Origin of the sequence: Bradyrhizobium sp. CCBAU 11361 (assembly GCF_028128935.1) — a bacterium.
GTDB lineage: Bacteria > Pseudomonadota > Alphaproteobacteria > Rhizobiales > Xanthobacteraceae > Bradyrhizobium > Bradyrhizobium niftali.
Genome location: NZ_LBJZ01000193.1, coordinates 246,366 through 261,545, shown reverse-complemented (window position 1 = coordinate 261,545; position 15,180 = coordinate 246,366). Strand labels below are relative to the sequence as shown.

The 15,180-nt window shown below is 65.3% G+C and carries 14 protein-coding genes; 11 read left to right on the top strand and 3 right to left on the bottom strand.

The annotated features are described in order from the left end of the window. Window positions 1-29: 29 nt before the first annotated feature. Both cax and XI08_RS34170 read right to left on the bottom strand, forming a co-directional pair. The gene (cax, locus tag XI08_RS34175) at window positions 30-1,130 is read right to left on the bottom strand and encodes a calcium/proton exchanger (protein WP_271577776.1); all 1,101 of its coding nucleotides are present in this window, start codon (window positions 1,128-1,130) and stop codon (window positions 30-32) included. A gap of 321 nt (window positions 1,131-1,451) precedes the next feature. Beyond that, window positions 1,452-2,513, bottom strand: coding sequence for an isocitrate/isopropylmalate dehydrogenase family protein (locus tag XI08_RS34170; RefSeq protein ID WP_271577775.1), 1,062 nt, complete (start codon window positions 2,511-2,513; stop codon window positions 1,452-1,454). A gap of 174 nt (window positions 2,514-2,687) precedes the next feature. Here XI08_RS34170 and XI08_RS34165 point away from each other — a divergent pair, with 174 nt between their 5' ends. Next, a complete protein-coding gene (locus XI08_RS34165) occupies window positions 2,688-4,076 on the top strand; it encodes an MFS transporter (RefSeq protein ID WP_135177065.1) in 1,389 nt (462 codons plus the stop codon). Window positions 4,077-4,081: 5 nt separating this feature from the next. Here the strand turns inward: XI08_RS34165 and XI08_RS34160 are convergent, their stop codons facing one another. Further along, on the bottom strand, window positions 4,082-5,698 hold the full coding sequence (locus XI08_RS34160) for a B12-binding domain-containing radical SAM protein (RefSeq protein ID WP_271577774.1): 1,617 nt from the start codon (window positions 5,696-5,698) through the stop codon (window positions 4,082-4,084). A gap of 313 nt (window positions 5,699-6,011) precedes the next feature. Between XI08_RS34160 and XI08_RS34155 the strand changes: the two genes are divergently transcribed. The 10 genes from XI08_RS34155 to XI08_RS34110 all read left to right on the top strand — a co-directional run bounded on the left by XI08_RS34155 (window position 6,012) and on the right by XI08_RS34110 (window position 15,173). Beyond that, window positions 6,012-6,461, top strand: coding sequence for a (2Fe-2S)-binding protein (locus XI08_RS34155; RefSeq protein WP_027546355.1), 450 nt, complete (start codon window positions 6,012-6,014; stop codon window positions 6,459-6,461). 11 nt (window positions 6,462-6,472) lie between these two features. Further along, complete coding sequence (locus tag XI08_RS34150; RefSeq protein WP_271577773.1) at window positions 6,473-8,659, top strand: xanthine dehydrogenase family protein molybdopterin-binding subunit; 2,187 nt, start codon at window positions 6,473-6,475, stop codon at window positions 8,657-8,659. A 45-nt stretch (window positions 8,660-8,704) separates the two neighbouring features. Then, on the top strand, window positions 8,705-9,988 hold the full coding sequence (locus XI08_RS34145) for an NAD(P)/FAD-dependent oxidoreductase (protein WP_271577772.1): 1,284 nt from the start codon (window positions 8,705-8,707) through the stop codon (window positions 9,986-9,988). Further along, a complete protein-coding gene (soxX, locus tag XI08_RS34140) occupies window positions 9,981-10,433 on the top strand; it encodes a sulfur oxidation c-type cytochrome SoxX (protein WP_271577771.1) in 453 nt (150 codons plus the stop codon). Before XI08_RS34145 ends, soxX begins: the two co-directional genes overlap by 8 nt. An 8-nt stretch (window positions 10,434-10,441) precedes the next feature. Continuing rightward, the gene (locus XI08_RS34135) at window positions 10,442-10,909 is read left to right on the top strand and encodes a SoxY-related AACIE arm protein (RefSeq protein WP_271577770.1); all 468 of its coding nucleotides are present in this window, start codon (window positions 10,442-10,444) and stop codon (window positions 10,907-10,909) included. Further along, on the top strand, window positions 10,909-11,226 hold the full coding sequence (gene soxZ / locus XI08_RS34130) for a thiosulfate oxidation carrier complex protein SoxZ (protein ID WP_271577769.1): 318 nt from the start codon (window positions 10,909-10,911) through the stop codon (window positions 11,224-11,226). The genes XI08_RS34135 and soxZ overlap by 1 nt, the downstream gene beginning before the upstream one ends. Further along, window positions 11,223-12,008, top strand: a complete 786-nt coding sequence (gene soxA / locus XI08_RS34125) for a sulfur oxidation c-type cytochrome SoxA (protein WP_271577768.1) — start codon at window positions 11,223-11,225, stop codon at window positions 12,006-12,008. Before soxZ ends, soxA begins: the two co-directional genes overlap by 4 nt. Window positions 12,009-12,091: 83 nt before the next feature. Further along, the gene (locus XI08_RS34120) at window positions 12,092-13,417 is read left to right on the top strand and encodes an ABC transporter substrate-binding protein (protein ID WP_271577767.1); all 1,326 of its coding nucleotides are present in this window, start codon (window positions 12,092-12,094) and stop codon (window positions 13,415-13,417) included. Beyond that, entirely contained in the window at window positions 13,414-14,352 is a 939-nt protein-coding gene (locus XI08_RS34115) for a carbohydrate ABC transporter permease (protein WP_271577766.1), read from the top strand. The genes XI08_RS34120 and XI08_RS34115 overlap by 4 nt, the downstream gene beginning before the upstream one ends. Beyond that, window positions 14,349-15,173 carry a carbohydrate ABC transporter permease gene (locus XI08_RS34110; protein ID WP_167771243.1) on the top strand — a complete coding sequence of 275 codons (825 nt, stop codon included), beginning with the start codon at window positions 14,349-14,351 and terminating at the stop codon, window positions 15,171-15,173. Before XI08_RS34115 ends, XI08_RS34110 begins: the two co-directional genes overlap by 4 nt. The last annotated feature ends 7 nt before the right edge of the window (window positions 15,174-15,180 follow it).

Sequence of the window (15,180 nt, the reverse complement as noted above, 5' to 3'; positions counted from 1 at the left end):
GAAGCGGTCATGGCCGCCGGGCGACCGCCTCATCCCTGGCCCGCCGGCGGGACGACATAAAGCGTCAGCGCAAAGACCGCATAGATGAAGATCATCAGCGCGCCGACGAACCATGCCGAGCGTCCGCTGGCCGTGATGAAGGCAGACGTGACTGTGGCGATCATCACCATGGTGACGGCGCCCGGCCAGAACTGCAGGTTCATCGGCGTCGGCCCCACGGCGTAGCTGAGCAGCACCAGAGCGGGGGCGACGAACAGCGCGATCTGGGAGGCGCTGCCGAGCGCAATGCTGACGCTCATGTCGAGCCGGTTCTTGCGGGCCGCGCCAAGGGCAACTGCAAATTCGGCGGCGGCTCCGACCAGCGAGACGACGATGAAGCCGACGAAGGCCGGGCTCATCCCGAACGTTTCCGCCGCCTTCTGAACCGATTCCACGAAGATTTCACTCACGAGCGCGACCAGCACGGTGACGGCCAGTAGCGTCCCGACCGCGATTCCGATCGGCCAGTGAGCCTCCTTGTCGTCGCCATGATCGGCGCTCGCGAACAATTCCTTGTGCGTCCCGAGCGAGAACAGCAGGCCGAGCGCATAAGCGATGATCAGCAGGACCGAAATGCCGACACTGAGCTTGTGAATGACGGCCCCTCCCTCGGGCAGATGATCGAGATCGGCGACCGCGGAAGGCGCAAGCAGAGCGACGGTTGCCATCAGCAACAGGCCCGACGAGAGCCGCGCGCCGGCGCGATTGTACTCCTGCACGTGGTAGCGCAGGCCGCCGAGCAGCAGGCAGACGCCGAGCATGAAGACCGCGTTGGTAACTATCGCCCCTGCAATCGAGGCCTTCACCAGCATGTACTGGCCTGCACGCAGCGCCGTGATGGCAATGATGAGCTCCGTCAGATTGCCGAGCGTTGCGTTGAGCAGTCCGCCCACGGCATCGCCGGTCTTGGCGGCGACCGCTTCGGTGGCGTGGCTGAGCAGGGCCGCCAGCGGCACAATCGCAAGCACCGCCAGCACGAAGAGGAGCGTGTGGGAATGCGGGGCAGCCGCCTCGGCCACCAGCACGATGGGCACGAAGACCAGCATCCAGAGCAAAGGGGTATCCCGGATTTCCCTGAGCAGGGTTTGCATGACGGCCGCCCTTTCCATGGATGCGCTGATGGAAGGGTCTGGCGGGCCCGCGAGGCGAGTATTGATCTGCCTCAACGTGGGCCGGAGGAGACGCGCCGCTTGATGGCATGACGCGGACATCGCGCTTGATGAGAGGGCGCTCCGGTCCTGTCCTCGATCGCCGGCACGATAGCATCATGCCAGTGTTTTGCCCGACGGGTCAACGTGATCGCGGTCACGAATGTCGTCGCGACGCGGCACGAAAATCCCTTGTCGATCAAGGGGCCTTCTACTGTGCATGGGGTTGTTTTTCGACTTTTTATTTTGGGCGGCGCAAGACCCTCACTCCGCCCGCAACATCTCCGCGATCGCAGCCCCCGCCGCGATCGTGCCGAGCCTGCCGCCGACATCGCGTGTCGCCCTGCCCTCGCGAAGCGCCTTCGCCACCGCCGCCTCGATCGCCCGCGCGGCCTCCTCGTAGCGGACGACGCCGCTTTTTTCGCCGTACCAGCCGAGCAGCAAGGCGGTCGACAGGATCAGCGACACCGGATTGGCGACGTCCTGCCCGGCGATGTCGGGCGCCGAGCCGTGCGCGGCCTGCGCCATGGCGTAGCGGTCGCCGACATTGAGCGAGCCGCCGAGGCCGAGGCTGCCGGACAGCTCCGCCGTGAGATCGGACAGGATATCGCCGAACATGTTGGTGGCGACGATGACGTCGAAGCGATCGGGGCTCCGCACCACATGCGCCATCATGGCATCGACCAGGATGTCGTCGACTTCGAGGCCGGGATAGGCCTTCGCCGCCTCGCGGCAGATGTCCAGAAACATCCCGTCGCCGATCTTGAGCACATTGGCCTTGTGCACGATGGTGAGGTGCCTGCGCCGCTTCATGGCGAGACGGCAGGCCGCGTGCGCAATGCGCTCGCAGCACAGACGCGTGATCCGGCGCAGCGAGATCACGACGTCAGGCGTGACCAGCATCTCGCCATTGCCCTGCTCCATGTTGCGGTCGGCATAAAACCCTTCGGTGTTCTCGCGCACCACGACGAGATCGAAATCGCCGAGACGGCCGGGCCGCCCGGCATAAGTGCGCGCGGGCCTGACATTGGCGTAGAGGTCGAGGCTCTTGCGGAAGTGCCTGGACGGATTGATCTCACCATGCGCCTCGTCCTTGAAGTCGAAGGTCGCGGTCGGGCCCAGGATCAGGCCGTCGGCGGCGCGGACAATGTCGAGCAGCTCGGGGCGCACCGTCGTGCCGAATTGTTTCAGGCTCGCATGGCCGACCGCATGCTCCTCCAGGCGAAGATTGAGCTGGAAGCGTTCCGAGGTCTCGCGCAGCACGAGCGATGTCGCGGTCGTGATCTCGGGTCCAATGCCGTCACCGGGCAGAACGACGATATGCATGACGGATCCCCTGAAATTGCAGCAGCTCGCGCGATCATACGCCAGCGCGCGGGCGCATCGCCTGACCTTCGCGCATACACAGCATGCAGGCATGTGCCTGTGGCAGCGGCCTTAAGCGTAGTACATGCCGAAAAGTCCCCTATGGCCACGCCGCCGGAGCAACGCGCTAACGCAATGACGATCACGTTACCTGCCGCCGCGCGCGAGCCCGACCACCCGATCGCCGACGGCCTGCCGGCCGCGCAGCGGCGCTGGGCGATTGCCGCCATCTTCACCGCGCTGGCGATGGCCTCGCTCGACACCGCGATCGCCAACATCGCGCTGCCTGCCATTGCCGCCGATCTGCATGTCACGCCGGAGCAGTCGGTCTGGGTGGTCAACGTCTACCAGATCGCGCTGGTGGCGACGCTGCTGCCGTTAGGAGCCCTTGGTGAAATTGTCGGGCACCAGCGCATCTATCTCGGCGGCCTGATCCTGTTCACCATCGCCTCGCTGTTCTGCGCGGTGGCGTGGTCGCTGGACAGCCTGCTGGTGGCGCGCACGCTGCAAGGCCTGGGAGCCAGCGGCATCATGAGCGTCAACACGGCGCTGGTGCGTTTCGTCTATCCCGGCCGGATGCTGGGCCGCGGCCTCGGCCACAACGCACTGGTAGTCGCGACCGCCTTCACCTTCGGGCCCTCGATCGCCTCCGCCATCCTCGCGCTCGGCCCGTGGCCGTGGCTGTTCGCCGTCAACATCCCCTTCGGCCTCGTTGCGATCGGCATCGGCTTTGCGATGCTGCCGAAGACGCCGCGCGCCGATCACGGCTTTGACTTTCTCGGTGCGATCCTGGCGTCTGCCTGCCTCGGCCTGTTCATCACGGGGATCGGCAGTGCCGCGCACAATCTGTCGCCTTTCGTCGTGGGCATCGAGCTGGTCGCAGCCCTCGCGCTCGGCTTCATCCTGACCCGCCGCCACGCCGATCATCCCGCGCCGATGCTGCCGATCGACCTGTTCAGCCGGCCGATGTTCGCGCTGTCGGCGGCGACGGCCGTGTGCTCCTTCGCGGTTCAGGGCCTCGCCTTCGTCTCGCTGCCGTTCTATTTCGAGGATGTGCTGGGGCGCTCGCAGGTCGAGACCGGCTTCTTCATGACGCCCTGGCCGCTGGTGGTCGGCATCATGGCGCCGATCGCCGGGCGCCTGTCCGACCGGCATGCGGTCGGGCTGCTCGGCGGCATCGGGCTCGTGCTGCTCGGCCTCGGCATGGCCCTGCTCGCGCTGCTGCCGGCCAACCCTGCTATCCCCGATATCTTCTGGCGGATGGTGATCTGCGGCATGGGCTTCGGCTTCTTCCAGGCGCCGAACATGAAGGCGGTGATGTCGAGCGCGCCGCCCCACCGCAGCGGCAGCGCCTCCGGCATCGTCGCCACCGCGCGCCTGACCGGACAGACGACGGGAGCCGCGCTCGCGGCGCTCTGCTTTGCGCTGGCCGGGCATGACGGTGCGACCGTCGCGCTGGCGCTCGGTGCAGGCTTTGCCGCGCTCGGCAGCGTGATGAGCTTCCTGCGGCTGGCGGTGAAGTAAGGCCTTCAGGCCAGGTGCCGCGCTGCCGTCACATCGATCGTTGCCGGCGGGATGATCGTCCCATCGTCCAGCGCAGCGAGACGCGCGTCGATGGCTGCGATGACCTTGCGCGAGTACGGCCCGAGATGCGCATAGGCCGCGATCATCTGCACCGCGATCCGCGCCGATGACGTGTCGCGCTTGGCGCAGTTCATGAAGGTCTGCCAGAGCGGCCCGCGCGCTTCCGGAATGGCGGTGACCACGCGGTGCACCGTCTCCATCGCCCCGATCTTGGCGCGGATATCGCCCTCCGCAAGCTCGTCGCGCTGCCGCGAACGGTCGAGCAGCGTCATCAAGCGGTCGATGCGTCCAGCATAGGCAGCCGGACTGTAGATGCGTTCAAGCACCAGCTTGTAATCCATCAGGATGTCGCGCAACGGGCGCACCGGATCGAAGTTGATCCCATCCGTGCACTGATCGGCGCCGATGGTCGGCGCCAGATCGTGGCCCGGGTGCAGCCGGCCCTCGCGCTCCAGGCGGCGCGTCAGCTGCGTGTTCGGCAAGGCATAGAGCAGGCCGACCATGCTGACGGGGATCGCCGCCTCCTCGATGAATTCGATCATGGCCTCCGCCATCGAGACCTTCTCATTGTCGAAGCCGACGATGAAGCCCGCTGTGACGAGAATGCCGGCGGCGTAGATCTTGTGGATGCTCTCGGCGATGTTGCGCCGCGTGTTCTGCTTCTTCCGCATCGCGACCAGCGTCGCCGGATCCGGACTTTCGATGCCGACGAAGATGCCGAAGAAATTGGCCGCCCCCATTTGCTCCAGCAGTTCCGGATCGTCGGCGAGGTTGATCGAGGCTTCGGTGGAGAATTCGAACGGATAGCCGTGGGCCCGCTGCCATTCGGCGAGTTGCGGGAGGAACAGCCGCAGCGACTTCTTGTTGCCGATGAAATTGTCGTCGACGAAGTCGAGATGGCCGCGGTAGCCCATCTGGTAGAGCGTCTCGAGCTCGACGAACATCTGCTCGGCCGTCTTGGTTCGCGGCACGCGTCCGTAGAGCTCGATGATGTCGCAGAACTCGCAGGTGAACGGGCAGCCGCGCGAATACTGCACGCCGAGATAGAGATAGTCCTCGAATTTGAGCAGGTCGAACCGCGGCACCGGCGTCCTGGTGACGTCGGCCTGGAATTTCGGCGCGGTGAAGACGCCGGAGCGCACACCGCCCTCCCAGGCCGCGATGAATTCGTCGATGACACTCTCGGCCTCGCCGAGCACCCGGAAGTCGGCCTTCTCATAGATGTGGGGGCTGGAGGTCGGATCGGGACCGCCGACGACCACCGGCTTGCCCGCCGCGCGGCATAGTTCGATCAGGCGCAGCGTGTCGGCCTGCTGCGGCAGCATTCCGCCGGTGAAGACGACGTCGGCCCAGGCGAGATCCTCGTCGCTCAGGGGCGTCGTGTTGCAATCGATCAGCCGGACTGTCCAGCTCTTGGGCAGCATCGCAGCAACGGTGATCAGGCCGAGAGGAGCAGCGGGGCGCTTCACGCCCATCAGTTCGCACGACTCACCAAAAGTCCAGAACGACTCCGCCGTGAACAGCGGATAGAGCATCAGCACGTTGGGGCTCGGCACGTTCATGGAACTCCTTCTGGCTTCGGCCCAGTGTAGCAGAGCATCTTCGTCTTGCACCCCGGCAAAAGGGACAAACTGTCGCTCGCTCCTGCGAGGGGAACACGCCGGACGTCGTCCCAGGCCCTGGATTGGCGCCCGGGGAGAGGCCGCGCCCCGCCGAAACCGGGTACGGCACAACACCGCCCGCCCCTAAATCATCCTGCGACCGCGAAAATCTTCGACGGCGACCCCGCGGACTGTTGATTTGAACAGTTCCAGTTTGCCGGACACATTGCGCCCCTGAGTCCAATCGGTGGATTGGGCCAATCAGGGGACTGCGATGGCAAACCTAACAATCAACGGAAAAACCTTCACCCTCGATGTCGAGCCGGATACGCCGCTGCTCTGGGCGATTCGCGAGAATGCCGGCCTGACCGGCACCAAATATGGCTGCGGCATTGCACAATGCGGCGCCTGCACGGTTCACATCGACGGCGTCGCCACCCGCTCCTGCGGCGTTTCGGTCGCCGAGGCCGAAGGCAAGAAGATCACCACGATCGAAGGGCTCGCCTCCGGCAAAACGCTGCACAAGGTGCAGGAAGCCTGGATCGCGAAGGACGTCCCGCAATGCGGCTATTGCCAGAGCGGCATGATCATGGCGGTGGCGGCGCTGCTGAACGAGAAGCCGAAGCCGACCGATGCCGACATCGACGAGGCCATCACCAATATCTGCCGTTGCGGCACCTTCCAGCAGGTGCGCGAGGCGATCCACACGATCGCAAGCGCATAAGGAGCCGCCCCATGAACAAGCACGTCTCTCCCAAGATGAACCGTCGCGCCTTCGTCATCGGCAGCGCCGCGGTCGGCGCGGGCCTCGCAATCGGCCTCGACCTTCCCTTCGGCGGTCCCGCCGTGGTGCGCGCCGCCGACGGCTCGCCCGAGATCGGCGCCTGGGTCGTGGTCAGGCCCGACGACACCGTGGTGATCCGCATCGCCCGCTCCGAGATGGGCCAGGGCTCGCTGACAGGCCTCGCCCAGCTCGTCGCCGAGGAGCTCGAATGCGACTGGTCGAAGGTCACGACCGAATATCCGACCCCCGGCCAGAGCGTCGCCCGCAAGCGCGTCTGGGGTGATTTCTCGACCGGCGGCAGCCGCGGCATCCGCTCCTCGCAGGACTATGTCCGCAAGGGCGGCGCCACCGCGCGCGTGATGCTGATCCAGGCCGCCGCCGATTCGTGGAAGGTGCCGGCCTCCGAATGCACGGCCGCGAGGAGCGTCATCACCCATACGCCGACGGGCCGAACCACGACCTACGGCAAGGTCGCCGAGGCCGCGGCGAGGCTGACGCCGCCGGCCGACGTCAAGCTGAAGGACCCGAAGGACTGGAAGCTGGTCGGCAAGGGCGTGCTGCGCCTCGACACCGCCGACAAGACCACCGGCACGATGGTCTACGGCATCGACGTCAAGGTACCGGGCATGCTGAACGCCGCGATCAAGGACTGCCCGGTGTTCGGCGGCAAGCTGAAGAGCTATGACGAAGCCAAGATCGCGGGCATGAAAGGCGTCAAGAAGGTCGTCAAGGTCGGCGATACGGCGGTCGCGGTCGTTGCCGACACCTGGTGGCACGCCAAGACCGCCCTGGAAGCGCTGCCGATCGTCTGGGACGAGGGCGACAACGCCAAGGTCTCCAGCGAGTCGATCGCTAAGTGGCTGGCGGAAGGGCTTGACAACGAGCAGCCGGCTTACGTCGGCAATAAGAACGGCGACGTGAAGGCAGCAATTGCCGGCGCCGCCAGGAAGGTCGAAGCGGTCTACAACTACCCTTACCAGAACCACGCCACGATGGAGCCGATGAACGCCACCGCGCTCTACACGGCGGACAAATGCGAGGTCTGGTGCGGCACGCAGAATGGCGAGGCGGCCTTCGCGGCGGTGCTGGAGGCCTCCGGCCTGCCGGCGGAGAAGTGCGACGTGCACAAGGTGATGCCTGGCGGCGGCTTCGGCCGACGCGGCCAGACCGACTACGTCCGCCAGGCGGTCATGATCGCCAAGCAGATGCCGGGCACGCCGATCAAGCTGTTGTGGTCGCGCGAAGAGGACATGGCGCACGGCAGGTATCACCCGATCACCCAGTGCAAGATGACCGGCGCGTTCGACGCCGACAACAATCTGGTCGCACTGCACTACCGCCTGTCGGGACAGTCGATCCTGTTCTCGCTCCGCCCCGAGGCGCTCCAGAACGGAATGGATCCGGCCGCATTCCAGGGTGTCGCCCAATCCGGCGAGGCCGCGTTCGGCTATTCGGTGCCGAACCTGCTGATCGAGCATGCGATGCGCAACCCGCACGTTCCGCCCGGCTTCTGGCGCGGCGTCAACGTCAATCACAACGCGATCTACATGGAATGCTTCATGGACGAGCTGGCCGATGCCGCAGGCCAGGACCCGCTCGAATTCCGCCGCAAGCTGATGGGCAATCACCCCAAGCACCTGGCGGTGCTCAATGCCGTGGCCGAGAAGATCGGCTGGAGCAAGCCGGCGCCGCAGGGCGTCTATCGCGGCATCGCGCAGGTCATGGGCTATGGCAGCTACGTCGCCGGCGCCGCCGAGATCTCGGTGACCGACGGCAGCAAGATCAAGGTGCATCGCATCGTCGCCTCCACCGACCCCGGCTACGTCGTCAATCCGGCGCAGGTGGAACGGCAGATCGCGGGCTCCTTCGTCTATGGCCTGTCCGCGCTGTTCTACGGCGGCTGCACCGTCAAGGACGGCAAGATCGAGCAAACCAACTTCGACACCTACAATTCGATGCGCATCAACGAGATGCCGAAGGTGGAATCGGTGATGGTGCCGAGCGGCGGGTTCTGGGGCGGTGTCGGCGAGCCGACCATCGGCGTTGCGGCGCCGGCGGTGCTCAACGCGTACTTCGCCGCGACCGGCAAGCGCATCCGCTCCGTGCCGCTGCGCGACCAGAACATCACCTTCGCCTGAGAGAAGCCGCGGCGGCCACGACGGCCGCCGCGTCATTTTGCCTGGATGATCCCAATGAGTACGCGCCCGGTGACACGGCGGAATGCCGTGCTCGGCATCACCGCGGCAGCCGCAACGCTGGCGCGGCCATCGATTTCAAGGGCGCGGTCCGCGGGCCTCGTGGTCGTGGTCGGCGGCGGCTTTGGCGGTGCGGCCTGCGCGCGAGCATTGAAGCGGGCCAATGCGTCACTCGACGTCACGCTGATCGACGCGAACAGGGTGTTCACCGCCTGCCCGTTCAGCAACGAGGTGATCGCGGGTCTACGCGACATCCAACTCCAGCAATTCAGCTATGACAAGCTCGCCGCCAACGGCGTCTTTGTCGTCAGCGAGACCGCGACGAAGATCGACCCTCAGCAACAAAGCGTCACTGTCGAAGACAGCACCTCGTTCTTTTACGACCGCCTCGTGCTCTCGCCCGGCATCGACTTCCACGTCGAATCCCTGCCCGGCTACGACGACCCGGCGTCGGAAAAAATGCCGCATGCCTGGAAGGCCGGCGCGCAGACGCTGCTGCTGCGCAGGCAGTTGGAGGCGATGGACGACGGTGGCACGGTCGCCATTGCAATCCCCGCCAATCCCTCGCGCTGTCCGCCGGCGCCCTACGAGCGCGCCAGCCTGATCGCGCATTACCTGAAGACGAAGAAGCCGCGCTCGAAGGTGCTGGTCCTCGATGCCAAGGACAATTTCTCGCAGCAGCGGCTGTTCGAGAAGGCCTGGAAGGAGCTTTACGGCGACATGATCGAACGCATCGCGCTGTCGCAAGGCGGCCGCGTGACCTCCGTTGACGCTTCGACGAAGACCATCGTCACCGAGTTCGGCAACTACACCCCTGACGTCGCCAACGTCATCCCGCCGCAGCGCGCCGGCCACGTCGCCCAGATCGCGGGCGCGGCGGATGCGACCGGCTGGTGCCCGATCGATCCAATCACTTTCGAGTCGAAGCTCATCCGAAACGTCCACGTCATCGGCGATGCCTGCCTCGGCGGCGGCATTCCCAAATCGGCGTCGGCTGCGAGCGCGCAAGGCAAGGCCTGCGCCGCAGCGATCGTCAGCCTGCTCGCAGGCCGCGCCCCGGAGGCGCCGCGGCTTACCGGTGTCTGCTACACCACGGTCGCGCCCGGTTACGGCTTCTCGCTCGCCGGCAACTACCAGCCCAGAGGCGATATCTTTGCCGAGGTCGAGGGCGGCGCGACCAGCCCGGTCGACGCCCCGCGCGAGCTGCGCACCCGCGAGGCGACCGAAGCCGAGCGTTGGTTTCAAACCATCACGGCGGACACCTTTGGCTAGATTGACCGTCCATATCGCAGCGATGATCGCCGTCGGCCTTGCCTTCGCCTGCGGAGCAGGCGCCGAGGAGCTCGCGCCCTACAAGATCGTCGGCGACGGCATTCCGGCTTCGCTCACCGGCACGCCCGGCGATGCCGCGCGCGGACGCGCACTGGTGCTGGCGCGCACGACGACCTGCATCCTCTGCCATTCCGGCCCCTTCCCCGAAACGCGGTTCCAGGGCGACCTCGCGCCCGATCTGACCGGCGCCGGGAACCGGTGGTCGGTGAGCCAGTTGCGGCTTCGTCTAGTCGATGCCTCGCGCTTCAACGCGGAGACCATCATGCCGTCCCATTATCGCAATGACGGCCTCGTCCGCGTCGGACGCAATTTCGCCGGCAAACCGGTATTATCGGCGGCGGAGATCGAGGACATCGTGGCCTATCTTGCAACGCTTCGGGACTAGGACTGCTCATGCCAACCACGCGACGACAATTCCTGAGCCTTGCCGGCGGCATCACCGCCGCCGGGACGATCCCGCTCGTCACGCTGCGGCCGCTGGAGGCGACGCCCGCGATGCTCAGCGCGGCGGTCCGCAACGTCGTAGGTGAAGCCCAGATTCGCACCGGCAGGGTGAAGCTCGACATTCCGCCACTGGTCGAGAACGGCAACACCGTGCCGATGACCGTGAGCGTCGCAAGCCCGATGACGCCTGACGACTACGTCAAGAGCATCCACGTCTTCAACGAGAAGAACCCGCAGCCGAACATCGGCAATTTCCATCTCGGCCCCTCCTCCGGCCGCGCCCAGGTCTCGACGAGGATCAGGCTGGCCGACACCCAGAAGGTGGTCGCAATCGCCCGTCTCTCCGACGACACGTTCTGGCAGGTCACCGCCGACATCGTCGTTACGCTGGCGGCCTGCACCGAGGAGCTGAACTGATGGCCGCGCTGATCAACGTACCGGCAAAGGCCAAGCGCGGCGACATCATCGAAATCCGCACGCTGACCTCGCACATCATGGAAACCGGCTTTCGCCACACCGCCGACGGCCGGCTCGTGCCGCGCGACATCATCACGAGCTTCACCTGCCGCTACAACGGTGCCGAGATCTTTCGCGCCGACCTGTTTCCGGCGATCGCCGCGAACCCATACCTTTCGTTCTTCACGGTCGCGAAGGAGAGCGGCAAGTTCGAGTTCGAATGGACCGGCGACAACGGCTATTCGTCCACCGCGACGGCATCGATCACGGTCGAATGAATTCCTGGCGCGCGATAGCGGTGGCGGTGGCGATAATGCTCTCCACGGGCCCCGCCCTGCTCGCCGGCGAGATTGCGCCCGAGGCGCGCCGGTCCGGCTACGCTTTCATGGGGCCGGACACGCGTGCCATGCAGGATGACGACACGTCCAATCCGGGCATGCTGTTCGTGCTCGACGGCGAAACACTGTGGACGAAGAAGACCGGCAGCGCGGAGAAGGCCTGCGCGGATTGCCACGGCGATGCGCGAGGCAGCATGAAGGGCGTAGCGGCGCGCTATCCCGCTTTCTACAAAGCACAGGGGCGCCCTGTCACACTCGATCAACGCATCAATCTCTGCCGCGCCAATCATCAGCAGGCAACGCCGCTCCCCTACGAGAGCCGCGACCTGCTGGCGCTGTCCGCCTTCGTCGCCCACCAGTCGCGCGGTGTCGCGATCACGGCTGGCGAGGATCCGCAAGTCAAGCCGTTCGTCGAACAGGGCCGCGACCTCTTCATGCAGCGCGAGGGCCAGCTCAACCTTGCCTGCACCAATTGCCACGACGACAACTTTGACAAGCATCTCGCCGGTGCGCCGATCACGCAGGGACAGCCGACCGGCTATCCGCTGTATCGGCTGGAATGGCAGACGCTGGGGTCGCTGGAGCGGCGTCTGCGCAGCTGCATGTCCGGCGTCCGCGCCCAGGCCTACGACTACGGCGCACCGGAGCTCGTCGCGCTCGAGCTCTTTTTGATGTCGCGGGCGCGCGGCCTGCCGATGGAAACACCGGCCGTGCGGCCTTGATTCCTTCGAATTAGGACTAGGCAGGCGCGGCACGGTCGCTAGTATCCCCTCCCAAAGACGATGAGTCACAGGGAGGACTTGAAGTGGTCGACTACAGAATCTCGCGCCGTACGCTCTTGACGGGCACCGCAGCGGCTGGCGCGCTCAGCCTGACCGGATTGCCGGCGCGCGCCGAGGTCAACTGGAAGAAATACGCCGGGACCAAGCTGGAGGTGATCCTCGCCAAGGGTCCGCGCGGCGACAACCTGCAAAAGAACATCAAGGAGTTCACCGATCTCACCGGCATCCAGGTCGAATCGGAGCAGATCCCCGAGCAGCAGCAGCGCCAGAAGGTCGTGATCGAGCTCACCTCGGGCCGGCCGAGCTTCGACGTCGTGCACATGAGCTATCACGTACAGAAGCGGCAGTTCGAGAAAGCCGGCTGGCTCGCCGACATGACGCCGTTCATGAAGGATCCGACACTGACCGCGCCCGATCTCGTCGAGAGCGACTTCTCGGCCGCCGGCCTGCAATATGCCAAGAACGACAAGGGCCAGATGCTGTCGCTGCCCTGGTCGGTCGACTATTTCATCCTCTACTACAACAAGGAGCTATTCCAGAAGAAGGGCGTCGCTGTCCCGAAAACCTTCGACGAGATGATCGCGGCCGCCGAGAAGCTGACCGATCCCAAGGAAGGGACCTACGGTTTCGTCGGACGGGGCTTGCGCAACGCCAACATGACGTTGTGGACGAACTTCTTCCTCAATTGCGGAGGCGAATTCCTCGACGCCAAAGGTAACATCCTGACCGACGGTCCGGAAGCAATCGAGGCGACAAAAATCTACCAGACGCTGCTGACGAAGGTCGCTCCGCCCGGCGTCGTTGGCTTCAACTGGATGGAGTCGATGGCTTCGTTCACGCAAGGGCGCTCCGCAATGTGGATCGACGGCGTCGGCTGGGCGCCGCCGCTGGAGGATCCGGCCGCCTCGCGCGTCGTCGGCAAGGTCGGCTACACCGTCGTGCCTGCCGGACCGAAGGGACAATATTCAGCCACCTACGGCGACGGCCTCGGCATTGCCGCGGCGAGCAAGAACAAGGAAGCCGCCTATCTGCTCTGCCAGTGGGCGGTCTCGAAGAAGCAGGGCGCGCGGCTGCTGCAGGCCGGCGGCGGCGTGCCGTTCCGCAACTCGATCCTGAACGACGCTGAAGTCCAGAGCGGCGTGAAGATGCCCAAGGAGTGGCTGCAATCGGTGATCGATTCCGCCAAGATCAGCAAGCTGGGCCTGCCCGTGATCATCCCGGTCGCCGAATTCCGCGATCTTGTCGGCGCCGCAGTTACCTCGACCATCACAGGTACCGACCCCGCCACAGAGCTGAAAAAGGCCCACGACCAGTTTCGGCCGATCCTGGAGCGTAGCGAAAAGACGTGAGTGCGCTGACACAATCGACTCCGGCCGCGGCACAGTCTGCTGCCGCGCCGGAGAAAGAGTTGCGGCCGCCGTCCTACTGGCCGTTCGTGGTGCCGGCGCTGGTCGTCGTGCTCGCCATCATCATCTTCCCGTGGGTCTTCACCATCTGGATGAGCCTGAACGAGTGGAAGGTCGGCTCGCCGACCACGTTCGTCGGGATCTCCAACTATCTGCGGCTGACCAGCGATCCGCGCTTCATCGAGGCGGTGGGCCACACCATAGTCTACACCGCGCTGTCGGTGCTGCTGCCGCTGGTGCTCGGCACGTTCGCAGCCGTGGTGTTCCACCAGAAATTCGCCGGCCGCGGCTTCCTGCGCGGCGTCTTCATCATGCCGATGATGGCGACGCCGGTCGCCATCGCGCTGGTCTGGACCATGATGTTCCACCCGCAGCTCGGCGTGCTGAACTACCTGTTGTCGCTGGTCGGGATACCCGCGCAGCTCTGGGTGTTTCATCCCGCAACCGTCATCCCCTCGCTGGTGCTGGTCGAGACCTGGCAATGGACGCCGCTCGTGATGCTGATCGTGCTCGGCGGCCTCGCTGCAATTCCGACCGAGCCCTATGAGAGCGCGCAGATCGACGGCGCCAATCTGTGGCAGGTGTTCCGCTTCATCACGCTGCCGCTAATCATGCCGTTCCTGTTCATCGCCGGCATGATCCGCATGATCGACGCGGTGAAGAGTTTCGACATCATCTTCGCGATCACGCAAGGAGGACCCGGCTCGGCGTCGGAGACCATCAACATCTATCTCTACAGCGTCGCCTTCACCTATTACGACCTCGGCTACGGCTCGGCGATCGCGGTGGTGTTCTTCCTGCTGATCATCCTGCTTGCGGCTGTGATGCTCTACGCCCGCCAGCGCATGGTGTGGACCGAAATCGCGAGTGGCGCATGACACCTCGTCAGATCATCGGCAAGATCGGCCTGTGGCTTTCGGTGTTCGTCATCGTGTCGCCGGCAATCCTGTTCTTCCTCTGGATGCTGTCGCTGTCGCTCAAATTTGAGATCGACAACGCCGCCTACCCGCCGGTGTTCTTCCCCGAGCGTATCGCCTGGAAGAACTATGCCGACGTGCTCGCCTCCAACCGCTTCCTGACCTATTTCGTCAACAGCCTGGTCGTCACCGGCAGTGCGACCGCGCTGGCGTTGATCGTCGGCGTCCCCGCCGGCTACGGCATCGCGCGCATGGCCGCGCACAAATCCGCGATCGTGATCCTGATCGCGCGCATCACGCCCGGCCTGTCCTACCTGATCCCGCTGTTCCTGCTGTTCCAGTGGCTCGGACTGCTCGGCACGCTGGTGCCGCAGATCATCATCCATCTCGTGGTGACGGTGCCGATCGTGATCTGGATCATGATCGGCTATTTCGAGACGACGCCGCTCGAGCTGGAGGAAGCCGCGCGGATCGACGGCGCCACGCGCTGGCAGGTGTTTCGCCACGTCGCCCTGCCGATCGCCAAGCCGGGGATCGCGGTCGCCTTCATCCTCGCCATCATCTTCTCCTGGAACAACTTCGTCTTCGGCATCGTGCTGGCCGGACGCGAGACGCGCACCCTGCCCGTCGCCGTCTACAACATGATCTCGTTCGACCAGTTGAGCTGGGGGCCGCTCGCGGCTGCCGCGCTGATCGTCACCCTTCCGGTGCTGCTGCTGACGGTGTTTGCGCAGCGGCAGATCGTGGCCGGGCTCACCGCGGGCGCCGTCAAGGGCGGGTGATCCACCC